We start from the raw sequence: 20,939 nt of genomic DNA on the forward strand, positions 1-20,939 counted from the left end.
GAATCATGGTGTGGCGCCCTGCTGGGGCGAGAAGATCGGGTTCAGGTCAACGCCGAATATATTAGTGTCTTCAGCTCACGGCGGATGGGATAGATGTTGGACGGGCTCATCTGGGTCATGAACACCATGGTCAGCCGCTCGACCGGATCGATGAAGAACGCGGTCGAGAACATCCCGCCCCAATAATATTCCCCGACCGAGCCCGGAATCATCGAGCGCGCCACATCGATATTGACCGCGAAGCCAAGCCCAAAGCCGGTGCCGGCGTTCGCCGCCTCGCTGAAGAGCGATTTCGACATGGTCGATAGGTCAGATCCGCCAGGCAGGTGATTCTGGGTCATCAGGTCGAGCGTCTTGCGCCCGACGATCCGCGCGCCGTCCAGCTCGCCACCGTTCAGGCACATGCGGCAGAAGCGATGATAATCGAGGCTCGTAGAGACCAGCCCGCCACCGCCCGAAACCAGCTTCGGCATCCGACTCCAGGCGCTCTCTGCACCGCGATCATACATCACCCGGCCCTTGCCGGGGACGAAGGTGTAGCAATCGGTCAGCCGGTCGATCTTCTCCTCCGGCACGGCGAAGAAAGTGTCGTCCATCTTCAGCGGTGCGAAGATGCGGGTGCGGAAGAACTCGGCGAGCTTCATCCCCGACACGCGCTCGACCACCGCCCCGAGCACATCGGTCGAAACCGAGTAATTCCATGCCTCGCCCGGCGAGAATTCCAGCGGGATCTGGCCCAGCGCCGCGACAAACCCGTCGAGATCGAGATTGCCGTGCCAGTTCTCGATCTTCCCGTCGCGGTAAGCGGCATCGATGTTCGACCGATTCTGGAAGCTGTAGGTCAGCCCCGAGGTATGGCGCAGCAGATCGACCATGCGCATCGGCTCGGCGGTCGCTTTGGTCTGAAACGGCACGCTCCCGCCGCCGCCATTATAGACGCCGATCGATTTGAACTCGGGCAGCACGTGGTGGACCGGCGTATCGACTGCGACCTTCCCTTCCTCGACCAGCACCATGAAGGCGATCGAGGTGATCGGCTTGGTCATCGAGGCGATTCGGAAGAGCGATGTCTCATCGACCGGCTTGCCGCCCTCGCGTGCGAGGCCGAGGCTCGAGAAATGAACGATCTCATCGTCGCGCCCGACCAGGATCTGTGCATTGGCCAGCTTGCCCGAATCGACATAGCGCTCCCGCAGAAAAGCATCGATTCGCGCGAGTCGGGCAGCGTCGAATCCATGCGATGCGGGCTTTGCAATCTTCGCGACTATGTTCATGCGCCGTCCATACCCCCGGTTCGAAACAGTGGCCCCCCTATTGCCTTGAGCCGCGCACGAATCAACACTAACCTTGGTTGAAGGGGCGGATAAGCCAAACCCGATGTTCAGTTTTGAACCTCGGCACCTGTGGAGAGAAGCGTCTTGGATACAGAACCCCTCATCGCTCTGGACCCGTCATGGCCCAAAATGTCACTGGCTGAGGTCGAGGCGAAACTGACGGCACCGGGCGAGCGATTCGAAATGGAAACGCTCACCATCAACGGCGTGCCGACACGGGTGTGGAAGAACGCGCCGCCATCGCTCGCCTGGCTGATCCAGGCGTCGCGCGCGCATGGCGAACGGCTCTTCACCATCTATGAGGACGAACGCGTCAGCTATGAGGCGAATTTCCGGGCGGTGGCGGCGCTGGCCGGCAAGCTCCGCGAGATGGGCATCCAAAAAGGTGACCGCGTAGCGCTGGCGATGCGCAACCTGCCCGAATGGCCGGTCATCTTCTTCGCCGTCACCAGCATCGGCGCGATCATGGTGCCGCTCAACGCCTGGTGGACTGCGGGCGAGCTCGAATATGGCATCGATGATTCGGGCGCACGGCTGCTGATCGTCGACGACGAGCGTTACCAGCGGCTCCGCGCGCACGACCTCGCGCTTCCCGCGGTCGAACGCATGATCGTGGCACGGTCCTCGGTTCCGCTCGATGGCAGGGCCTCGCGGCTCGAGGATCTGATCGGCACGCCCCATGACTATGCGGCGCTCCCCGACGCGCCCTTGCCTCAGGTCGAGATCGCCCCGGACGACGATGCGACGATTTTCTACACCAGCGGCACCACCGGCCATCCGAAGGGTGCGCTCGGCACGCACCGCAATTTGATGACCAACATCATGACGAGCGGATACAGCGCCGCCCGCTCGCTGCTCCGCCGCGGCGAGGCAATGCCCGCCCCCATGCCGCGAACGACGCTGACGGTGATTCCGCTCTTCCACGTCACTGCGTGCAGCGCAGGGATGATGGGCTCGATCGCAGCGGGCAGCTCGCTGATCTTCATGCGCAAATGGGACACGGTCCGCGCGATGGAGATCATCGAGCGCGAAAAGGTCCACATCACCGGCGGCGTGCCGACCATCGCGTGGCAGCTGCTCGAACACCCCGATCGCGGCAAATACGACCTCTCCTCGCTTGAGGCGATTGCCTATGGCGGCGCGCCGTCAGCGCCTGAGCTGGTGCGGCGCATCCATAGCGAGTTCGGTGCGCTCCCCGGCAATGGCTGGGGCATGACCGAAACCATGGCCACCGTGACGAGCCATTCGAGCGAGGATTATCTCAATCGCCCGACCAGCGCCGGCCCGCCCGTCGCGGTGGCCGATCTGAAGATCATGGACGAGGCCGGCGAAAAGGAGTTGCCGACAGGCGAAGTCGGCGAGCTCTGGGCGCGCGGGCCGATGATTGTGAAGGGCTATTGGAACAAGCCCGAGGCAACGGCCGCGACCTTTATTGATGGCTGGGTGCGGACGGGCGATCTCGCCAGGCTGGACGAGGAGGGCTTCCTCTATGTCGTCGATCGCGCCAAGGACATGATCATCCGCGGCGGCGAGAATATCTATTCAAGCGAAGTCGAGAATGTCCTCTACGCGCACCCGGCGGTGACGGATTGCGCGCTGATCGGCATCCCGCACCGCACCCTCGGCGAGGAGCCGGCAGCGGTCGTCCACCTCGCGCCCGGCATGACCGCGACCGAGGCCGAGCTTCAGGCCTGGGTCCGTGAGCGGCTCGCTGCCTTCAAGACGCCGGTCGCGATCCGCTTCGTCCACGAGACGCTGCCGCGCAACGCCAATGGCAAGATCCTGAAGAAGGATCTGAAAATCCTGTTCGAGGACCGGATCGGGGTCGCCGCCTGAGGGCAAGCGCGATTGCAGGGACCGCCTTCCGGCTTATAGTCGCGGCGGATTCGCAATCATGTGTCCCGGTGCATCGCGCCGTTTAGGAGAAGCAATGCCATGCGCCGGCCGGTCATCGCCCTTTCGTTTGCCACCCTGTTTCTCGCCGGTGCCGCAGCCATATCGAATCCAGCCCCGCAAGCCCGGCCGACACTAGCGGCGGCGGTCGCGGCATCCACTCGAACCCCCGCCAATGTCGCTCGCGACCGGTACCGCCACCCGGCCGAGACGCTTGCGTTCTTCGGGGTCAAGTCGACTGACTCGGTGGTCGAGATCTGGCCAGGCGGTGGCTGGTACACTGAGATCCTCGCGCCCTATCTTGCGGCGCGCGGCAGGCTGACCGTCGCGGCGCCGCCCGGGCGTGCGATCGAGAGCATCGCAGCGAAGTTCGACAAGAATGCCGCGACCTATGGCAAGGTCGCCCGCGCGAACTTCCCGAGCGCGCTTGGTGGCACCGGCGTCGCGCCGGGTAGCGCCGATAAGGTGCTGACCTTCCGCAACGTCCATAACTGGCGGATGGGGGAAATGCGGGAGGACAAGCTGGATTACAGCGCTGCCGCCTTCCGGGAAATCTTCGCGATGCTGAAGCCTGGCGGCGTGCTCGGCATCGAGGATCATCGTTTGCCCGAGAATGCCGATAGCGGGCGCGAGCGGAGCAGCGGTTATATGAAGGTCTCCACCGTCCGTGCGCTGGCGGAGGCCGCCGGCTTCCGCTTCGCCGGCGAGAGTCAGATCAACGCCAACCCCCAGGACACGCATGATTGGCCGGAAGGGGTTTGGACCCTGCCGCCGAGCCTGCAACTCGGCGACAAGGATCGCGAGAAATATGTCGCGATCGGCGAGAGCGACCGAATGACCCTCAAATTCGTGAAGCCGACAAAATAGCCTGGGCTAGGATTTGGGACCGAGCGCGAAATCGACATTGACGGTCGCGCGCGTCGTGTTGGTTCCCGCCATCACCGGCGGAGGTGCGACCACGCCGGCCATCCTGTCCTCCACCTGAAAGTTCCCGGCCATCAGCTGGGGTGGCCCTGAGCCGTTTGCGTCACGGATCGTAAGGATGCGGGCGACCTTCAGGCCCGCGGCGTCGGCCAGCGTGTCCGCCCGGGCCCGGGCTGCCTTGAAGGCGGCGGCATAAGCGGTGCGGCTGCCGGCTTCGGCGTCCGAGACACGCAGATCCGGCCCGGACAGGACATTGGCGCCGGCCTGGGTGGTCGCGGCAATCGCGGCGCCCGCCTTGTCGACCGCGCGCATGCGGACCGAAACGACATTGTTCGCCTCGAACTTGTTCTTGTTGGCGCCCCAGTCGATCCGCGAGACCGTCAGCTGCTGGGTCTGGATATCCGCCTTGGCGACGCCAAGCTTGCCGAGCGCCGCGACGACCGCGTTCATATGCGCGTTGTTCGCCTCGGTCGCGGCAACCGCAGTCGCGCCGATCGACGATACACCGGCGGAGAAACGGGCCTCGTCGGGATGCGCATCGGCCGTGCCGCTCGCCTGGACCTGCAGCAGCACCTCGTCATGGTCGACGCCGCGCGGGTCTCGTGGCGGATGCCCGCATCCCGCGAGGAGCGTGACGGCGCCAAACGCCAGGATCGCACGGCTTTTCTGCAGCATCGCTCAGCTCCTCTCAGTTTGTTTTCAGGCCGCCTTGATCACATTGGCCACCGCCTTCTGCCAGCCGGCGAGTCGGGCATCGCGGATATCGGCGGCGATTGCCGGCTCGAAGATATCCACCGCGCCACGCATCACCGCCGCGTCTTCAAGCCCCTTGAACAAGCCGCTCCCCACGCCCGCCAGCATCGCTGCGCCAAGCGCCGTCGTCTCTGCGAATTTCGGCCGCTCGACGCTGACCGCGAGCATGTCGGCGAGGTCCTGCGCCATCCAGTCATTCGCGACCATTCCGCCATCGATCCGCAGGCATTTCCAGTCGATGCCGTCAGCGGCAAAGGCTGTCTTCAGGTCGTGCGCCTGATGCGCCATCGCTTCGAGTGCCGCGCGGACGATATGCGCCCGCCCGGTCGAGAAGCTGAGCCCGCTGATCGCCCCGCGCGCATCCGCCTCCCACCAAGGGGCACCGAGGCCGGAAAGCGCCGGCACGCAATAGACACCGCCATTGTCGGAAACGCTGCGGGCCAGCGCTTCGGTCTCCTGCGCGGTGCCGATCAGCGCCAGTGCATCACGCAGCCATTTGATCAGGCTGCCCGCCACGAACACTGATCCCTCGAGCGCATAAGCGCGCCGCCCGCCGAGCTGCCAGACGATCGTCGAGAGCAGACGGTTGCGTGAGGTCGGCGGGGTGGCGCCGGCCTGGGTGAGGACGAAGGCGCCGGTGCCAAAAGTCGCCTTGGTGTCGCCGGGCGCCAGGCAGGATTGGCCGATCGTCGCCGCCTGCTGGTCCCCGGCAATGCCGCAGATCGGGATCGGCGCGCCGAACAGCGTGGTTTCGCCAAAACGCCCCGCACAATCGACAATCTCGGGCAGCGCGGCGCGGGGTGCGCCGAACAGCTCGATCAGGCCGTCGTCCCAATGCCCGCTGCCGATCGCCATCAGCGCGGTGCGGCTCGCATTGGTGGCGTCCGTGATATGCAGGCCGCCGGTCAGCTTCCAGATCAGCCAGCTCTCGATCGTGCCGACCGCGAGCCGATCGCCCGCCTCTTTCAGCTGCGGCCAGTTCGCCATCGCCCAGCCGATCTTGCTCCCCGAGAAATAGGGGTCGAGCAGCAGCCCGGTCTTGGCCTGGACCATCGGCTCATGGCCGGCGTCCTTCAGATCGCGGCAGATCGCTGCGGTGCGCCTGTCCTGCCAGACGATTGCCGGGCCGAGCGGCTCCCCAGTCTCGCGATCCCAGAACACGATCGTCTCGCGCTGGTTGGTGATGCCGATCGCGGCTATCTTTTCGGCACCGCCCGCGCGCTCGATGACCGCCCGCGAGACAGCGAGCGTCTTGTCCCAGATTTCGCCGGCGTCATGCTCGACTCGGCCGGCCTCGGGATAATGCTGGGTGAGTTCAGCGGCTTCGGTCGCGAGGCACTTGCCATCGGGCGCGAACAGCATCGCGCGCGTGGAGGTGGTGCCTTCGTCGATGACAAGGATCAGTTCGGACATGAAAGAAAGCTAGCGGGGATTACAGGCTAGGGGAATGCCGCTAGGATAGGGCGAACTTGGTTGTAACGAGGGGCAAAGACTTGGCCGACGATCCGGGCCCAGGCGAGGGGCGCACCCCCGGCGAAGGCGCGTTCGGCCTGCCGCTGGCGCATGGCGAGGCGTCCGAGGAGTCGACCGTCACCATGCGCCGTGACCGGCTGCTGGCCGCGCTGACCCTCATCGCCGGCATCGGGCTGATGCTCGGCCTGCCCTTTGCGCTGAAGGAAGGCGCCGAATTCTTCCTGCCGACCACTGCCGCACTGGTCATCGCGATCGCGCTGGTGCCGGTGCTCGAATGGCTCGAGCGGCACCGTGTGCCCTCGGCGCTGGCGGCGCTGACCTGCGTGACTCTGTTCCTGGTCGCCGCGAACATCGCCCTTGCCGCGATCGTCGTCCCGGCGACCGAGTTCTTTCGCAACCTGCCACAGCGCATCGACCGGGTGCAGATGAACCTCGCGCCGTTGCTCGAACTCTATTCGAGCCTCGAAAAATATGTGAACCGCACGGTGCGCCACCTCGCATCGCCCGGCCCGGTGCATGCCCCGCAAACCACAGCCGTAGCCCCGCCGAATTCGATCCTCGAGCTGCTGGCGACCTCGGCGCCGGGCGCGATCATCCAGGTGTTTTTCGGCATCCTTGTTATCTATTTCTTCCTCTCGGGTTGGACCCGCCTGCGCAAGCGCACCATCACCAGCCGGTCGAGCTTCGGCGGCGCGATGGCGACGGCGCGGGTGATCCAGGATGTGGTCGACGACACTTCGGCCTATCTCGGCACGATCACGATCATCAACCTGTCGCTCGGGCTGGTCATCGCCTTCCTGCTCTGGCTGATCGGCATGCCCTATCCGCTGATGTGGGGCGGCATCGTCGCCTTGTTCAACTATGTCCCCTATTTCGGCCCGATCGCCGCTGCGGCGCTACTCGCGCTGGCGGGGCTGATGACCTTCCAGGACATCTGGGTCGCGCTACTGCCGGCCGCGATCATGATCGGCTGCCATCTGCTCGAGGCGAATGCGGTGACGCCCTTCATCGTCGGCCACCGGCTGACGATCAACCCGATCATGATCCTCATTTCTTTGAGCTTCTGGGGATGGGTGTGGGGCACGCCGGGCGCACTGCTCGCGGTGCCGCTGCTCATCATCATCCAGACGGTGATCGGGGCTGCGGGCAAGCCAGATATCGCCGGGTTCCTGTTCGAGCATGGCACACTGACTCAGCAGCAGCGCGGGCGCGCGTGGCGCGGTGTCGCGCCGGGCGAAGACGGGTCCGGGTGAATTGTCCCTGCGCTGACGGCCTTCGTCCAGTCACGTGAATATGTAAGGCGAGGCTAGGCTCTGCGACGCAGCGCCATGACGCTTTGCGCCCTGTTCAGATCAGCCCTTCAGCTCTCGTCGCCTCGTATTGATCTTCATCGACGCCATTGACTCGATAACTCACGTATGTGACGATGTATCATATCAATAAGCGGGAGAGATCGATGATGCGTACCGTGCTACTGGCAACGACTTGCCTCTGCCTCGCGGCGTGCAACCAAGTTCCCGATCGAAACGACCGGTCCTTCTCCTCCAACAACCCCGACGCCTCCCCTGCACCCCCTCAGGCTTTCCGAGCTCCCGAAGCGAGCGAGCGGCCACTAGCTGCCATGGACGTTGCGCCACCGAGTGGCCCCCCGGCCGTCAGCCCGCCCGCAATGACCGCTCCGTCCGCCATGGCCGCACCTGGTGGGATCGGGGTAACCGCCGCGCCGGGCGTCGCCTTCTCCTATCATTATGGCTTTCGCCTGCCATCAGCGAGCATTGCGGCCGTGCAGGAGGCGCATGCCCAGGCCTGCGAGAAGCTCGGCGTCCTGCGCTGCCGGATCACCGGGATGCGTTACCGGCTGCTCGGCGAGAACAACGTCGAGGCGATGCTTGCGTTCAAGCTTGATCCGGCGCTTGCCCGTGCTTTCGGCAAGGCCGGCATCGCCGTGGTCGAGAAAGCCGAGGGTACTTTGGTCGATGCCGAGATCACCGGTAACGACGCTGGCGCCGAGATCGATCGCCTGAAGATCCAGCACGCCCGCGCAGAGGACGAGCTGAAACGGCTCGATGCCGAACTGGCCAAGCCGAAACTCTCGCAGGAAGAGCGCGCCGAACTGCAGCGTCAGCGTGCAGCAGCCGCCCAGACCATCAGTGCAGCCAATGACAGCACAGCCCAGCACCGCGAGAGCCTGGCAGATACGCCGATGGTGTTCGACTATGGGTCCGGCAAAGCGGTCCGCGGCTTCGATACCAGCGCTCCGCTGACCAGCGCGGCTGATACCGCGATCGGCTCGGCCCAGGTGACGATCGCCATCTTGCTCGGCCTGCTTGCCTATTGCGGCCCGCCCGGCATCCTCCTGCTGCTCGCATGGCTTGCCTGGCGCCGCTTCCGGCCACGCCGGTTCGCCGCGCCCGCCACGCCGATCACGAGCGAAGAAGTGGTCGGCGACTGAGGGTTGAGTGCGGTGGATTAACTCGCGCGGTGAAAGCCGCGCGAGACATCCTGCCCGGCATCTGAACGGGATCGGCTAACGCAGCCCTTGCAGCCACTCAAAACCCGCGCTTAAAAGTCGCTATGAGCGTTCAGGGAAGCTGCCACTGCGGCAATGTGCGAATCGAAATACCGAGCGAACCCGCTTGGGTGGCAGACTGTAACTGCTCGCTCTGTCGCCGGACCGCATGGCGTGTGGCGTATTTCCCGCCGGACCAGGTGCGCATTTCAGGCGAAACCAAAGCCTATATCTGGGGCGACAAGATGATCGGCATTCACCACTGCCCGATCTGCGGCTGCGGGACTCACTGGGAGACCCTTGGACAAGATTTCGGCAAGATGGGTATCAATGCACGCTTGCTCGATGGTTTCGACGAAAGCGCCATCGAGGTCAGAAAATTCGACAACGCTGATTAAGGGGTTGAGCGCCCTACCGACTCGATAGAACGAACTGATTCCCATCGGGATCGCGGAACTTCGCGTAAGTGCCCCATGGCTCTTTCTCGGGCGGTCCGTCGAAGACAACTCCACGCTCGCTCAGCTGGCGATAACTATAGTCCACATCGTCGCAGGCGAAGGAGCCGTTGAAAAAACTGCCGATCCGGTCCTCATGGCCTTCGGGCGTGAACAGCACCACGCCGGTCTCGGCGCCGGGAATACCGAGCTCGATCCAGCGCTGGGTTGCGCCCATCGGCTGATCGGTCACCACGCGGAATCCCATCTTCGTCGTCCAGAAATCCAGCGCACGCTCCTGGTCCCTGGTCGGGATGCTCACGAACTTCAGCATCTTGATCATCATCGCCTCCTGATGGCGAGGTTTTACCGTTCGGGCTTGCGGCGGGGGAGGGGTGCAGGCATTGCCATAGCAATGAATACCATGCCGCTTGATCGCTATGTGATCGAAACCCTGATGGGCGATCTGGTCGGCCATGATCGCCGGCCCTCGGCGTTCCTCGTCTATCTGCTGATTGAGGCGAGCGATGGCGAGGCGCTCAGCTATGCGACGATCGCGGAGCGGACCGGGCTGTCGCGGCGCTCCTGCCAGGCGGCTGTCGCGCATCTTGAGCGGCGGCGGCTGATCGAAGTGCTGCGACGGACAGAGAATGAGGCCGCGATCTATCGCCCACTTCGGCCGTGGCGGCGCTAGAGCAGGTCTCCCACCGCATCCGCGAGGCGCGCAGGAACCTCGGGCGCCATATCCGGGTAGAGATCGGGCTCGATCGCCTCCAGCTCCATCAGGGCAAGACTGCCATCGGCGATCCGCAACAGGTCCACGCGGGCATAAAGCGACGGCTCCGGAAGCGCCGCGATCACCCTTTCAGCCAGCGCAAGCTGCGGAGGCTCAGGCTCGAAGCGGGTGAAGATGCCGCCGAATTGCGGCTGGATGCGAAAGTCGCCCGGCTTCGCCACCTTGCGCACTGCATGGCTGAAGACCCCGCCGATGAAGAGGAAGGAGAGCTCGCCCTCATCCGATACCGCAGGGATGAAGGGCTGGATGATGGCATCGTCGAGCGGCTGCACGGGCTCGCCACGACGCAGCCTGACGGTGCGGTAGCTGCCGCCGGAGACTTGCGGCTTCACGACCAGCTCATCGGTACCGAACGCCGCGAACGCAGCCGAAACTGCCGCTGCATCGGCGTCCCCAAACCGGCTCGGCACGATCGGGATACCCTTCGCCTCCAATTCGAGCAGATAGGTCTTCCGCGTATTCCAGGCGAGCAGGCGCGGCGAGTTGAACAAGGGCCGCTCCCCCGGCCACGCCGCCAGCATCGCCTCCCAGCGCGCCACGTCGAGATGATAGCCCCAGGCGAACAGCGCCAGCGTCGCCCCACCATCCTCGCTGTCGCCCGGCCCCAGATCCCAGGGCCGGGCGTCGAGCATCATATCGCGCGCGGCAAAGGCGTCGCGATACTGGTCGAGGATCGTCGCCGCCGCAGCGCCATATTCACTGTCGGCGGCGGGCATCAGGACAGCGATGCGGCGCGTCATGCCCGTCAGGCAGGTTCGCCGACGATCGTCTTCACTTCCATGAAGTCGGTCAGCCCATATTTCCCGCCCTCGCGGCCATTGCCCGATTGCTTGTAGCCGCCGAACGGCCCGGCGCCATCGGGCGCCCAGGAATTGATCGTGACCAGCCCGGCGCGCAGCCGCGGCGCCACTTTGGCGGCAGCGGCTGGATCGCCCGAGATGGTGGCGGAGAGGCCATAGGGTGTGTCGTTGGCGATCCGCACCGCCTCGTCCTGGCTCTCATAGGCGGTGATCGTCGCGACCGGCCCGAACGTCTCCTCCTGAGCGATCCGCATGCCCGCGGTCACGTCGGTGAACAGCGTCGGCTTGATGAAGAAGCCGGCGTTCCGCCCATCGGGCCGCCCCGTGCCGCCGGTGACGAGCGTCGCGCCCTCGTCGATCGCCGACTGGATCAGGCCCTGGATCTTCTCATATTGCGCCTTGTTCACGACCGGCCCGATATGCGCGCCCATCACTGCAGGATCGCCGACCTGGGTCGCCTCCATCATCGTCTTCACGATCTGAGTCGCCTCGCCGACCTGCGAGCTGTGCACCAGCAGGCGCGTCGGGGCGATGCAGCTCTGGCCGGAATTGGCGAGCACGCCCGCCACCGTCGGCGGCAGCACGGCGGCAAGATCGGCGCCCTCCAGCACCAGGTTCGGCGCCTTGCCGCCCAGCTCCTGATGGACGCGCTTGACCGTCGCAGCGGCTGCCTGCGCCACCGCAATTCCTGCGCGTGTCGATCCGGTGAAGCTCACCATGTCGACATCCTTATGGCTCGACAACGCCGCACCGACGCCCGGCCCGTCGCCATTAATCAGGTTGAACACGCCGGCAGGCACGCCCGCTTTCTCAAGCACCTCAGCCAGGATCATCGCGCAGGCCGGCGATTCCTCGCTCGGTTTCAGCACCATCGTGTCGCCGGCGGCCAGCGCCGGGGCGACCTTCGCGCAGATCTGGTTGAGCGGCCAGTTCCACGGCGTAATCATCGCGACGACACCGAGCGGTTCATGCACCACGCGGGCACGGCCGAGCCGCTCCTCGAACTGGAAGTCGTTCAGCGCCTTCAGAGTGGAGAGGAAGTGGCCAAGCCCAGTCGGTGCCTGCGCGGCGGTCGCGAAGCCGATCGGCGCGCCCATTTCCTGGCTGATCGCGGCGGCAAGGTCGGGAATGCGCGCCTTATACTCCTCGATCACCCGGCCGAGCAGCGCCGCGCGCTCAGCGACTGTGGTCTGTGAATATGTCTCGAACGCCCGCCGGGCCGCGGCGACTGCCTTGTCGACATCGGCGGCGGAGCCAAGGGTGATCTCGGTGCAGGGCTGCTCGGTGGCGGGATCGATCACCTCATGGCGCTTGCCGCCCTCGCTCTCGACCCATGCGCCGTCGATATAATGCTTGAGGTAGCTCTTCATCCTCGCCTCCAATTTTTTGAACCTGCGGTACGGTAGAGCAGCCTAGATGGCGGGCAACGTGAAGCGTTGCAACCTGAAACGTAATGACTATCTGCAACCCACCCCAGCAGGAGACCGACATATGGCGCGCGTTGCACGGATCGAGCAGACCGGCGGACCCGAGGTGATTTTATGGGGCGATGTCGATCTCCCCGATCCCGGCCCCGGCGAGGTCCGCGTCCGTACGACGGCGGTCGGGCTCAACTATATCGACGTCTATTTCCGAACCGGCCTCTACCCGTCGCCGCTGCCGAGCGGCCTGGGCAGCGAATCGATCGGCGTGGTCGAGGCGCTCGGCGAAGGCGTGACCGAACTCGCGGTGGGTGACCGCGTCGGCACCTTCGGCCCGGTCCGCGGCGCCTATGCGACCGAGCGGAACCTGCCGGCCGCGCAGATGCTGAAGATCCCCGACTCAGTCGACGATCGCACCGCGGCCGCGCTGCTGCTCAAGGGCTGCACCGCCGAGTTCCTGGTCGAACGCTGCGCAAAGGTTCAGCCCGGCCAGACGGTACTCGTCCATGCCGCGGCCGGCGGCGTCGGCCATATCCTGGTCGGCTGGCTCAAGCATATCGGCGCAACCGTGATCGGCACCGTTGGCACGGAGGACAAAGCAGCCCAGGCAAAAGCCGCGGGTGCTGACCATGTCCTGATCCACAAACAGGTCGATGTCGCGAAGGAAGTCCGCGCCCTCACTGGCGGCAAGGGCGTGCCCGTGATCCTCGATGGTGTCGGCAAGGCGACATGGCCAGTCTCGCTCGATTCAGCAGCGCCACGCGGGCTGATCGTCAGCTATGGCAACGCCAGCGGCCCGGTCGACGGCGTCGCGCTCGGTATCCTGTCGACCAAGGGCTCGCTCTTCGTCAGCCGACCAACCCTGTTCGATTATTACGTCACCTCCGAGGAACGCCAGGCCGGAGTCGACCGCCTGTTCGAGATGCTCGCCAACGGCGCGATCCTCCCCGAAATCGGCCAGACCTTCGAGCTCGAAGATGCGGCAGATGCGCACCGCGCGCTCGAGGCCGGGCAGACCAGGGGCTCGACGGTGCTTCTTCCCTAACTTGTTCCTCCCCGGAACGGGGAGGGGGACCGCCCGCCTTCTTAGGCGGGTGGTGGAGGGGCTTGGAGCGCGGCGACGTGGCCTCGCTCCAAGCCCCTCCACCATTCGCCAGAAGTGGCAAATGGTCCCCCTCCCCGTTCCGGGGAGGAACAGTCCGGACAGGCTGGGCGGCGGCTTCCTGACTGCCAGCTATCCTCGCGAAAAGGACCTGCATCGTGCATAAAACCGGAGTGAGAATATGCTGATCCGCCCCGCCCGCCCCGATGACAGCGCCGCCATCTGGTCAGTGATCGCACCAACGATCGCTGCCGGCGAAACCAACGCGATCGATCGCAATGCGACTGAAGCCGAGGGCCTCGATTATTGGTTTAGCCCCGGCAACGAGGTGTTCGTCGCTGAAGACGAAGGCAAGATCCTAGGCACCTATTATCTCCGCCCGAACCAGGCAGGCGGTGGGCGCCACGTATGCAATGGCGGCTATATCACCAGCGCTGGGGCGCGCGGCCGCGGCATTGCTCGGGCGATGTGCGAGCACTCGCTGAACCACGCCCGCGAGCAGGGCTACCACGCGATCCAGTTCAACTTCGTGGTGAGCACGAACGAACGGGCGGTGAAGCTCTGGCAGTCGCTTGGCTTCGACATTGTCGGGCGCTTGCCCGGCGCCTTCGACCATCCCGCTTACGGCTATGTCGATGCGCTGGTGATGTTCAAGACGCTCTGAACCGTACCGCGCTATTTCCCGCGCGCTCGCGCCGTGCGGACCAGCCAGCGTCCCCAGAGGAACAGCCCGACACCGCCGGCACACGGGAATAAGCTCACGACCCCGATCAGGGCGAGCAGGAGCTCGCCTTTGAAACCGGTGCTCAGGAAAAGAATGAGCCAATATGCGCTGCACAGGCCAGTCAGCGTGGCGACTATGATGCCGATCGCCATCAACAGCCCGCCGAAGAATTTGGTCATGGCCGCTCGCCGTCGTTCCTGCCCCCGTCCCTGCCTGCACCCTCCTCGGCCTCGCACTCCGGCGCGAGGCGCAACAGCCATCGACCCCAAACGAACAGCCCGACTCCGCTCATGAACGGCAGGCCGCCGATAATCGCGATCATCAGAAGCATGGGGGCGTTGCCGAACTGGGCGCCGTTGGTGTCGCCCAGTGTGATCACCAGAAAAAAGGCGCTGCACAGGCCGCTCAGCGTCGCGATCAGGATGCCGATCGCCATCAACAGCCCGCCGAAGAATTTGGTCAAAGCCTCTCTCCCCCACGAGCCCGCGCCAGCACGCCAGCCCCTTCGGCACCCGGACGATAATAGCTGTTGTACGTGTCGAACAGAATGATCTGGCCCTCGGGCGTCGCGAAATGAACGCAGCTTCGTTTCACCGTGGCGAGCCCGAAATTATAGCGATCGAGGAATTGCAGAAACCCGACGCAGTGGCTTGGTTTCGACATTGTCGGGCGATTGCCGGCGCCTTCGACCATCTCGCTTTGCGGATATGCCGGCGCGCTGGTGATATCAGGGCTCTTTGTGCGACGAGTCTTCCTCCCGCTCCCGCGCGCGGCGCAGCAGCCATCGGCCCCAGAAGAACAGCCCGATCCCGCTCAGGAACGGGAGTCCGCCGATAACCGCGACAAACGGCAAAATCATTGTTCCGCTGAACTCGCCGCCGGAGTCGGTAAACGACGTCACCAGAAAAAAAGCGCTGCACAGGCCGCTCAGCGTCGCGATCAGGATGCCGACACCCAACAGCAACCCGCCGAAGAATTTCATCACAGCCTCTCTCCCCCACGTGCCCGCGCCAGCACGCCAGCCCCTTCGGCGCCCGGTCGGTAATAGCTGTTGTACGTGTCGAATGGGATGATCTGCCCCTCGGGCGTCACGAAATGGACGCAGCTGCGTTTCACCGTGGCGAGATCGAAATTATAGCGGTCGAGGAATTGCAGGATCACCACGCGAAAGCTGTTCGCATAGCTCAGATCCTGCGGCACCATCGCCTGGGGCAGGCAGCAGAGCAGCCCTGCCAGCTTCTCTTCGGTATTGGCCTGCGCCGTCGCAAGGCTCAGCAGATCGAGAATGCTTTCGCGCAGCTTCGGATAGGCCTCGTAACTGACCGTGTTCGGTCCACTCAGGATGATGTCGCGCGGCAGCAGCGAGGTGATCGGCGTGACGCTCTTCCCCTGCCGCAATCCATAGCCGATGCAGATCTGATCGGGGTTGCAGGGCAGGGGGATCATGTCCTCGATCCCGAACACATCGGCCTTTGCGACTTCGCGGCGGATCTGGGTCAGCAGGATCCGGTTGGCCTTGCCGTCGAACCCCTCATTGCGGCCGGCGTCCTGTACCGGCTGAAACGTCACCCCGCGCACGCACGACCATTCCAGCGCGTGCCGGATGATGTCAGCCACCTCATGATCGTTCACGCCGCGCTTCACCACCGCGACCAAGGTGGTCGACAGGCCGACCCGCTCGAGCGCCTCCAGCGCCTGCTGCCGGATGCGCGACAGCCGGGCGCCGCGCAAATTCATCAGCGCATCATCATTGAGGCTGTCGAACTGGAGATAGATTTCAAGCCGCGGCGCATAGCTCGCCAGCCGCTCGACGAATGCCGGGTCCTGCGCGATCCGCACGCCGTTGGTGTTGATCATCACATGCCGGATCGGCCGCGCCTTCACCGCATCGAGGATCTCGAAGAACTGCGGATGAATGGTCGGCTCGCCGCCCGAAAGCTGGACGAGGTCAGGCTCGCCCTCGCTCGCCACCAGCGCATCCAGCATCCGCTCGACCGTCGCGACCGGCAGATGCGCGCCGTGCACATCCTCAGCATCGGCGAAGCACACCGGGCAGGCGAGGTTGCAGGCGGAATTGATCTCGACGATCGCAAGGCAGCTATGCTGTTCATGGTCGGGGCAAAGACCGCAGTCGAACGGGCAGCCCGCCTCGGTGCGGGTCTGGGGCGCGAGCGGCCGGTCGCCTGGCTTGAGCCACAGCTTCTGCGCCCGCCAGTACTCGAGATCGTCACTGATCAGCGTCTTCTGCACGCCATGCTCGCGGCAGCGCTTCTGGTAGAAAACCAGATCATCCTCGATGATCACCTTGGCCGGGACCGGCACCAGGCAGGTCTCGCACAGGCTCGTCGTCTGTCCGTGGAAGATATAGGGCGCGGCCTTACGCTCGGGTGGCGGCGACGCCAGGCTCGGGTCGGGACTTTCCGCGAGCGATCCAGACAAGGGCATAAGCGGCTAGTCCAATCATCGCGAAATGGAACAGGTTGAATGGTCCGATCAGCGCTGGATAGGGCTTGAGGAACTCCCACGCAAATCGCTGCACGGCATAGGCCAGGACAAGGGCATGGAAGCCCCGCTCGACCGCCCAGCTTCTGCCCCGGACGAGCGCCGGCCAATAGGCGGCCAGGAACAGCGCCATTGCCAGCGATTCATAGATTTCGACTGGATGCCGGGCCACGCCGTCACCAAGATCCACCCCCCAGGGCAGCGATGTCGGCACCCCATAAGTCTGGTCCGCCAGCCCCGCGAACAGGCACCCCCAGCGCCCGACAATGATGCCGAGCGAGAGCGGGATAACGAACGGCCCGCCGGTCGATCCGCGGACGCCATGGCGCCATTTCCAAAGCTCCACGCCGACGATCGCCCCCGCCAGCGCGCCGGCGATGCTGTGCGAAAGCGTCGGCGCCGCCAGCCGCCAGGTATTGAGCGACCCCGTCCCCCAGGCGCCGATCACCGCGCCGATCGCAAGCGCAATGAAATAGCCCGGCTCAGTCTGCCGGGCGAGCCCGACGACTGAAGCGTGCCGGTGCCGATACACCCAGCGACCGCCCAGAAACGCCGCGATCCATGCAGCCAGATCGCCGACATAATGGAACCACGGCGCGGTCGGGATGTGGATCATGAAAGCGGAGTGCCAGAACCGGCCGTAACGGGGAAGGGCGCATCGTCTCAGCCGGTTGCTGTCTGCTTGTCGCCTGTCGTAAGCTTCGCGCTGATCGTGCGGGGGGAAGTTCATGCTGGGTCTGTTCAAAGCCAGGCCGCCGGTCGATCCGGACGAATATGAGTGGCTGCTCGCCTGCTTCGCCTGGATGATGCAGGAATTCGGCGGCGTGGAGCGGGTGCGGGCAACGCCATTGGTGCTGCCCGTCACCGCCTTCTTTCCGGCGAGCAGGCTCGAAGGGCATGAGCGGGCGCTTGAGCTGTTCGGTCAGGTCAAGGCGCTGTGCAATATGACTGAATGGCAGTGCGACCTGATACCCGGCGCGCCAAGCCGGGAGACCAAGATAGCGACGGCGCATCTGCTACGCCACGAGACCCGCCCGCCGCCGCTGGGGACGTTCGGCCATGAAAACGGCCGCTATTATGTCACCTACAACCCCTCGGCGCTCGCCGATCCGCACAGCCTGGTGGCGACCTTCGCGCATGAATTGTCGCATTATCTGCTTCATACCGCGGAGACGAGGTCGCCCGGCGGCCGCGAGTTGAACGAACACGCCACCGATCTCGGCGCGGTGTTCCTCGGCTTCGGCACCTTTCTCGCAAACTCGGCCAAGAACTTCAGCCAGTTTCAGAGCGAATCGGAACAGGGCTGGCAAATGCGCAGCCAGGGTTATCTGTCCGAAAACGCGCTGGTTACCGCCCTCGCGCTCTTCGTCCTGCTCTCGGGCGCCGACGAGAAAGCCGCCGAGCGCGACCTGAAGGATTATCTGCGCGGGCCGTTCTGCAAGGCAATCGCCGCGACCCGGCGGGCGCATCCCGATCTTGCCGCGTCGATTGCATCGATCGATCTGGGCGACTGGCGTTAGGGATGCGGGCCGGTCCTGCTGGAGCCGGCCCGCCGTCCTTCTAGTCGAGCCGCCGCAACGCCAGCGCCGATCGGCCATCGGCGTCGTTCACTGACATCGTCAGCCGGTCGGATGCCGCATCATAACGCATTACCAGTCGTGACTGGACGAGATGGATGGCATGCTCGTTGATCTCGTAGAACTCGGTCTCGTCAGCCTGCTCGAAGCCAGCCTTTTTGTGATAGGTCAGCATCTGGCTGTTGCCGGTGAACTGGAGCCGGTCGCCGCGGTGAAGATCCTCAAAGCCTTCGGCCCGGATGATCTCCCATTTGCCGACCACCGCCAGATGCCGCATCGATTTCGGCAATTCGCCGCCATAGCCGGCATAGAGCGCGGCCTGGCCCCGCATGTCGCCGGCGAGCTTTTCCTCCTTGGCCATATCGGGCAGGCCCGATCCGCGCAGCCGAGTGGTAAGCCCGTCGAGCAGAGCAAAGGCGGTCTTGGGATCATTCTTCTCGTGGAAGGCGATCGTCGCGCCGCGCAGCGCCAGATATTCGTCCACCAGCAAATGCGCGGTGCGGAGCGGCGCGCTTGGCCTCTCGGTTGCGGCGGTCACCGCCAGACGATCGCCACCCGTCCCGCCATCGCCCGCCATGCGATAGTCGAGCGAAACCTCCATCAGCGGCGCACCCGCCGCGATCGGCGCATTGGGTAGATCGGCCCGGCTTTCGGCCTTTGCGACGGTCGCGAAGATGCCGCCGCCATTGGTGCTGAGAAAAACGGTCGGCACGACAATGTCGATCGCCCCCTCGGGCGTCTGGGTCATCACGCCATCCGGCACGCCGTACACGCCCGAGATACGATAGCCGGGCGCCGGCCGCATCGTCATCTTCAGGTCATGGGCAAGCTCGCTCACCATCGTGTCGAGCTGCTTCTCGAAGGTCGTCTTCACATCCTCGTCATTGGCGATGAAGAACAGATTGCCGCCGCGCACGCTCGAAACACGATTGGCGAGCGCGCCGTCGAACTGAACGCCGACGCCGATCGTGGTCAGCCCGATGCCCCGGCGCGAGGCTTCGTCCGCCATCGTCATGAAGCTCTCGGCGTCGGTGCGCCCGACATTGGGCTGCTCGTCGGTGAACAGCATCATCCGCGTATTGCCCTTGAAGTGCGGCGCGTCGGCAAGGGCGGTTTCGTAGCCGACCTTGAGGCCCGCCTCCATGAAGGTCGAGCCGGCGCTCTCGATTCCGTCGATCGCCTTCAGCAACGTCTCCTTGTTGCCGGCATAGTCGGTCGGCTGGAGATACACAGCAGCAGTGTCGCCATAGAGGACGATGCCGAGCCGGTCTCCTTCGCGCATCTGGCTGACGATCTGGCGCAGGCTGGCCCGGACCAGTGCGAGCGGCTGCCCGCTCATCGAGCCCGATTTGTCGATCACCGCGATCAGGTCGAGCGGCGCGCGGCGCCATTTGGCGGCGTCGATGTTGGAGGCGAAGCCGAACCCGACGAAGAGCTGGTCGTCACGGCCCGGCAGGGCAGCGGGCATTGCCTCGCTGACCAGGCAGAATAATTTGGCGCACGCCGCCGAGGCGGGCAGGGTCAGGTCATGCTCGCCCATCAGTCCCTCGATGCTGAGCGAGCCTGGTTGGGGAAAGCCAACCTCAGTAGCGATCGCGCGGAAATGCTTGATGTCCTGTGCGCCGCCCTGCCGGACTTTGAGCGCACCGGTCACGACGATGTCGGCGTTGTTCTGGTCCTGGTCCTTGTCCGGAAGGACCTGAGCGGAGGCGCCTATGGGCAGCAGCAGCGCCGCCAGAGTCAAAGCAAGGTTGTGAACCGACGCTGTTTTCATGACGCTCTCCCGTTGCAAGTCGGGACAATATATCATCAATCCACATCGTTCGGGAGGCGAAATAAACGTGGCGATTCGAAACGCTGCATGCGCGAAGAGTCCGGGATTTCTCCCGGACTCCCGGCGGCTTTACGCAGCGGCTTTCGGCAGTTTCTTGAACGCCTCGAGGATCTCGGTCGGAAACATCGCGATGATCGTCGAATTATGCTCGACGCCGATCTCCGCCAGGGTCTGCAACCGGCGCAGCTCGAGCGCGCCCGGGGCTTCGGCGATGATCGCCGCCGCATCCGAGAGCTTGCGCGCTGCCTCCTGCTCGCCCTCGGCCTTGATGATGCGGGCGCGTTTCTCGCGCACAGCCTCGGCCTCGCGCGCGATCGCGCGCTGCATCTGCGGCGGGATGTCGAGATCCTTGATCTCGACGGCGTCGAACTCGACGCCCCAGCGGTTGCAGGTCGCGGTCAGCAGCTCGTTCAACCGCGTGTTGATCGTGGTGCGGTCCTTCAGCATCTGGTCGAGATCGCTCTGGCCGATCGCGTCGCGCAGAGCCGTCTCGGCCGCCTGGATAATCGCCGACTTCCAGTTGGCGACGGTGGTGACGACACCGGCCGCATCAAAGGCGCGGAACCAGAGCACTGCGTTGACGCGCACCGCGACGCCGTCCCGCGTCACGGTTTCCTGGGTGTCGAGCGCGTAGGTGATGGTGCGGATATCGACCTTCACGACCCGCTCGACGATCGGGATCAGCCAGAACCAGCCAGGTCCCTTGGTGGCCTGGAGCCGGCCAAGCCGGAAGACGACGCCGCGCTCATATTCCTGGTTGATGCCGAAGGATTTGAGCGCGAGCACGAGCAGTATGATGCCGACCGGCACCAGGGTGAACAGCAATGTGGAGAAAAGCATCGAAATGCCCCGAAGATGCCGCG

At 64.7% G+C, this 20,939-nt stretch carries 23 protein-coding genes; 9 read left to right on the plus strand and 14 right to left on the minus strand.

Features of this window, described 5'->3' with window-relative positions; all coding sequences use genetic code 11:
• Positions 1-41: 41 nt before the first annotated feature.
• Positions 42-1,274, minus strand: a complete 1,233-nt coding sequence (locus AC1DVS_RS22935) for a serine hydrolase domain-containing protein (protein WP_478026693.1) — start codon at positions 1,272-1,274, stop codon at positions 42-44.
• 189 nt (positions 1,275-1,463) lie between these two features.
• Here AC1DVS_RS22935 and AC1DVS_RS22940 point away from each other — a divergent pair, with 189 nt between their 5' ends.
• A complete protein-coding gene (locus AC1DVS_RS22940; protein ID WP_478026867.1) occupies positions 1,464-3,170 on the plus strand; it encodes a class I adenylate-forming enzyme family protein in 1,707 nt (568 codons plus the stop codon).
• A 99-nt stretch (positions 3,171-3,269) separates the two neighbouring features.
• On the plus strand, positions 3,270-4,094 hold the full coding sequence (locus AC1DVS_RS22945) for a class I SAM-dependent methyltransferase (protein ID WP_478026695.1): 825 nt from the start codon (positions 3,270-3,272) through the stop codon (positions 4,092-4,094).
• Positions 4,095-4,100: 6 nt separating this feature from the next.
• Here the strand turns inward: AC1DVS_RS22945 and AC1DVS_RS22950 are convergent, their stop codons facing one another.
• Positions 4,101-4,826 (minus strand): SIMPL domain-containing protein, encoded by a 726-nt coding sequence (locus tag AC1DVS_RS22950; RefSeq protein ID WP_478026696.1) that lies wholly within the window; start codon positions 4,824-4,826, stop codon positions 4,101-4,103.
• Between the two features lie 24 nt (positions 4,827-4,850).
• Positions 4,851-6,317, minus strand: coding sequence for an FGGY family carbohydrate kinase (locus AC1DVS_RS22955; protein WP_478026698.1), 1,467 nt, complete (start codon positions 6,315-6,317; stop codon positions 4,851-4,853).
• Positions 6,318-6,499: 182 nt separating this feature from the next.
• Here AC1DVS_RS22955 and AC1DVS_RS22960 point away from each other — a divergent pair, with 182 nt between their 5' ends.
• From AC1DVS_RS22960 to AC1DVS_RS22970, 3 genes are all read left to right on the plus strand, one after another.
• Positions 6,500-7,630, plus strand: a complete 1,131-nt coding sequence (locus AC1DVS_RS22960) for an AI-2E family transporter (protein ID WP_478026869.1) — start codon at positions 6,500-6,502, stop codon at positions 7,628-7,630.
• A gap of 434 nt (positions 7,631-8,064) precedes the next feature.
• Complete coding sequence (locus tag AC1DVS_RS22965) at positions 8,065-8,829, plus strand: hypothetical protein (RefSeq protein ID WP_478026699.1); 765 nt, start codon at positions 8,065-8,067, stop codon at positions 8,827-8,829.
• Positions 8,830-8,951: 122 nt separating this feature from the next.
• Positions 8,952-9,284, plus strand: a complete 333-nt coding sequence (locus AC1DVS_RS22970) for a GFA family protein (RefSeq protein WP_478026701.1) — start codon at positions 8,952-8,954, stop codon at positions 9,282-9,284.
• A 13-nt stretch (positions 9,285-9,297) separates the two neighbouring features.
• Here AC1DVS_RS22970 and AC1DVS_RS22975 read toward each other — a convergent pair whose 3' ends face one another.
• Positions 9,298-9,663, minus strand: coding sequence for a VOC family protein (locus AC1DVS_RS22975; protein WP_478026702.1), 366 nt, complete (start codon positions 9,661-9,663; stop codon positions 9,298-9,300).
• Positions 9,664-9,735: 72 nt separating this feature from the next.
• On the opposite strand from AC1DVS_RS22975, the gene AC1DVS_RS22980 reads away from it, so the two are divergent.
• The gene (locus AC1DVS_RS22980) at positions 9,736-10,014 is read left to right on the plus strand and encodes a helix-turn-helix domain-containing protein (protein ID WP_478026704.1); all 279 of its coding nucleotides are present in this window, start codon (positions 9,736-9,738) and stop codon (positions 10,012-10,014) included.
• Here the strand turns inward: AC1DVS_RS22980 and AC1DVS_RS22985 are convergent.
• Together AC1DVS_RS22985 and AC1DVS_RS22990 are read right to left on the minus strand one after the other, a co-directional pair.
• On the minus strand, positions 10,011-10,856 hold the full coding sequence (locus AC1DVS_RS22985; RefSeq protein ID WP_478026705.1) for an ATP-grasp domain-containing protein: 846 nt from the start codon (positions 10,854-10,856) through the stop codon (positions 10,011-10,013). The genes AC1DVS_RS22980 and AC1DVS_RS22985 overlap by 4 nt on opposite strands.
• A 5-nt stretch (positions 10,857-10,861) precedes the next feature.
• A complete protein-coding gene (locus AC1DVS_RS22990; RefSeq protein WP_478026706.1) occupies positions 10,862-12,286 on the minus strand; it encodes an aldehyde dehydrogenase family protein in 1,425 nt (474 codons plus the stop codon).
• A 121-nt stretch (positions 12,287-12,407) separates the two neighbouring features.
• On the opposite strand from AC1DVS_RS22990, the gene AC1DVS_RS22995 reads away from it, so the two are divergent.
• A complete protein-coding gene (locus AC1DVS_RS22995) occupies positions 12,408-13,382 on the plus strand; it encodes a quinone oxidoreductase family protein (protein WP_478026708.1) in 975 nt (324 codons plus the stop codon).
• A gap of 238 nt (positions 13,383-13,620) precedes the next feature.
• Positions 13,621-14,103 (plus strand): N-acetyltransferase family protein, encoded by a 483-nt coding sequence (locus AC1DVS_RS23000; RefSeq protein WP_478026709.1) that lies wholly within the window; start codon positions 13,621-13,623, stop codon positions 14,101-14,103.
• Positions 14,104-14,114: 11 nt separating this feature from the next.
• Here the strand turns inward: AC1DVS_RS23000 and AC1DVS_RS23005 are convergent, their stop codons facing one another.
• The 6 genes from AC1DVS_RS23005 to AC1DVS_RS23030 are packed head-to-tail and all read right to left on the minus strand — an operon-like array spanning position 14,115 to position 17,281.
• The gene (locus AC1DVS_RS23005; protein ID WP_478026711.1) at positions 14,115-14,342 is read right to left on the minus strand and encodes a hypothetical protein; all 228 of its coding nucleotides are present in this window, start codon (positions 14,340-14,342) and stop codon (positions 14,115-14,117) included.
• Positions 14,339-14,626 (minus strand): hypothetical protein, encoded by a 288-nt coding sequence (locus AC1DVS_RS23010; protein WP_478026713.1) that lies wholly within the window; start codon positions 14,624-14,626, stop codon positions 14,339-14,341. The genes AC1DVS_RS23005 and AC1DVS_RS23010 overlap by 4 nt, the downstream gene beginning before the upstream one ends.
• Positions 14,623-14,856 carry a hypothetical protein gene (locus tag AC1DVS_RS23015; protein WP_478026715.1) on the minus strand — a complete coding sequence of 78 codons (234 nt, stop codon included), beginning with the start codon at positions 14,854-14,856 and terminating at the stop codon, positions 14,623-14,625. Before AC1DVS_RS23015 ends, AC1DVS_RS23010 begins: the two co-directional genes overlap by 4 nt.
• Before the next feature lie 34 nt (positions 14,857-14,890).
• Positions 14,891-15,145: a hypothetical protein gene (locus tag AC1DVS_RS23020; protein WP_478026716.1), complete on the minus strand. Its 255-nt coding sequence runs from the start codon at positions 15,143-15,145 to the stop codon at positions 14,891-14,893.
• Entirely contained in the window at positions 15,145-16,608 is a 1,464-nt protein-coding gene (locus AC1DVS_RS23025) for a radical SAM protein (RefSeq protein WP_478026717.1), read from the minus strand. The genes AC1DVS_RS23020 and AC1DVS_RS23025 overlap by 1 nt, the downstream gene beginning before the upstream one ends.
• Positions 16,541-17,281, minus strand: coding sequence for a prolipoprotein diacylglyceryl transferase family protein (locus AC1DVS_RS23030; RefSeq protein WP_478026719.1), 741 nt, complete (start codon positions 17,279-17,281; stop codon positions 16,541-16,543). Before AC1DVS_RS23030 ends, AC1DVS_RS23025 begins: the two co-directional genes overlap by 68 nt.
• A 112-nt stretch (positions 17,282-17,393) precedes the next feature.
• Here AC1DVS_RS23030 and AC1DVS_RS23035 point away from each other — a divergent pair, with 112 nt between their 5' ends.
• Positions 17,394-18,185 carry a hypothetical protein gene (locus AC1DVS_RS23035; protein ID WP_478026720.1) on the plus strand — a complete coding sequence of 264 codons (792 nt, stop codon included), beginning with the start codon at positions 17,394-17,396 and terminating at the stop codon, positions 18,183-18,185.
• Positions 18,186-18,225: 40 nt separating this feature from the next.
• Here the strand turns inward: AC1DVS_RS23035 and AC1DVS_RS23040 are convergent, their stop codons facing one another.
• A complete protein-coding gene (locus tag AC1DVS_RS23040) occupies positions 18,226-20,016 on the minus strand; it encodes a vWA domain-containing protein (protein ID WP_478026721.1) in 1,791 nt (596 codons plus the stop codon).
• 129 nt (positions 20,017-20,145) lie between these two features.
• Complete coding sequence (locus tag AC1DVS_RS23045) at positions 20,146-20,916, minus strand: SPFH domain-containing protein (RefSeq protein ID WP_478026723.1); 771 nt, start codon at positions 20,914-20,916, stop codon at positions 20,146-20,148.
• Positions 20,917-20,939 lie beyond the last annotated feature (23 nt).

The organism is Sphingomonas sp. P3_C5, assembly GCF_056402635.1.

Excerpts from the sequence above, each read along its gene's own strand:
- AC1DVS_RS23045 (WP_478026723.1), bottom strand. The coding sequence starts at position 20,916 with ATGCTTTTCTCCACATTGCTGTTCACCCTGGTGCCGGTCGGCATCATA.
- AC1DVS_RS22980 (WP_478026704.1), top strand. The coding sequence starts at position 9,736 with ATGAATACCATGCCGCTTGATCGCTATGTGATCGAAACCCTGATGGGC.
- AC1DVS_RS23030 (WP_478026719.1), bottom strand. The coding sequence starts at position 17,281 with ATGATCCACATCCCGACCGCGCCGTGGTTCCATTATGTCGGCGATCTG.
- AC1DVS_RS23035 (WP_478026720.1), top strand. The coding sequence starts at position 17,394 with ATGCTGGGTCTGTTCAAAGCCAGGCCGCCGGTCGATCCGGACGAATAT.
- AC1DVS_RS22955 (WP_478026698.1), bottom strand. The coding sequence starts at position 6,317 with ATGTCCGAACTGATCCTTGTCATCGACGAAGGCACCACCTCCACGCGC.
- AC1DVS_RS23025 (WP_478026717.1), bottom strand. The coding sequence starts at position 16,608 with ATGCCCTTGTCTGGATCGCTCGCGGAAAGTCCCGACCCGAGCCTGGCG.
- AC1DVS_RS22950 (WP_478026696.1), bottom strand. The coding sequence starts at position 4,826 with ATGCTGCAGAAAAGCCGTGCGATCCTGGCGTTTGGCGCCGTCACGCTC.
- AC1DVS_RS22940 (WP_478026867.1), top strand. The coding sequence starts at position 1,464 with ATGTCACTGGCTGAGGTCGAGGCGAAACTGACGGCACCGGGCGAGCGA.
- AC1DVS_RS22965 (WP_478026699.1), top strand. The coding sequence starts at position 8,065 with ATGGCCGCACCTGGTGGGATCGGGGTAACCGCCGCGCCGGGCGTCGCC.
- AC1DVS_RS22975 (WP_478026702.1), bottom strand. The coding sequence starts at position 9,663 with ATGATCAAGATGCTGAAGTTCGTGAGCATCCCGACCAGGGACCAGGAG.
- AC1DVS_RS22995 (WP_478026708.1), top strand. The coding sequence starts at position 12,408 with ATGGCGCGCGTTGCACGGATCGAGCAGACCGGCGGACCCGAGGTGATT.
- AC1DVS_RS23020 (WP_478026716.1), bottom strand. The coding sequence starts at position 15,145 with ATGAAATTCTTCGGCGGGTTGCTGTTGGGTGTCGGCATCCTGATCGCG.
- AC1DVS_RS22935 (WP_478026693.1), bottom strand. The coding sequence starts at position 1,274 with ATGAACATAGTCGCGAAGATTGCAAAGCCCGCATCGCATGGATTCGAC.
- AC1DVS_RS22990 (WP_478026706.1), bottom strand. The coding sequence starts at position 12,286 with ATGAAGAGCTACCTCAAGCATTATATCGACGGCGCATGGGTCGAGAGC.
- AC1DVS_RS23005 (WP_478026711.1), bottom strand. The coding sequence starts at position 14,342 with ATGACCAAATTCTTCGGCGGGCTGTTGATGGCGATCGGCATCATAGTC.
- AC1DVS_RS23040 (WP_478026721.1), bottom strand. The coding sequence starts at position 20,016 with ATGAAAACAGCGTCGGTTCACAACCTTGCTTTGACTCTGGCGGCGCTG.
- AC1DVS_RS22970 (WP_478026701.1), top strand. The coding sequence starts at position 8,952 with ATGAGCGTTCAGGGAAGCTGCCACTGCGGCAATGTGCGAATCGAAATA.
- AC1DVS_RS22985 (WP_478026705.1), bottom strand. The coding sequence starts at position 10,856 with ATGACGCGCCGCATCGCTGTCCTGATGCCCGCCGCCGACAGTGAATAT.
- AC1DVS_RS22945 (WP_478026695.1), top strand. The coding sequence starts at position 3,270 with ATGCGCCGGCCGGTCATCGCCCTTTCGTTTGCCACCCTGTTTCTCGCC.
- AC1DVS_RS22960 (WP_478026869.1), top strand. The coding sequence starts at position 6,500 with ATGCGCCGTGACCGGCTGCTGGCCGCGCTGACCCTCATCGCCGGCATC.
- AC1DVS_RS23000 (WP_478026709.1), top strand. The coding sequence starts at position 13,621 with ATGCTGATCCGCCCCGCCCGCCCCGATGACAGCGCCGCCATCTGGTCA.
- AC1DVS_RS23015 (WP_478026715.1), bottom strand. The coding sequence starts at position 14,856 with ATGGTCGAAGGCGCCGGCAATCGCCCGACAATGTCGAAACCAAGCCAC.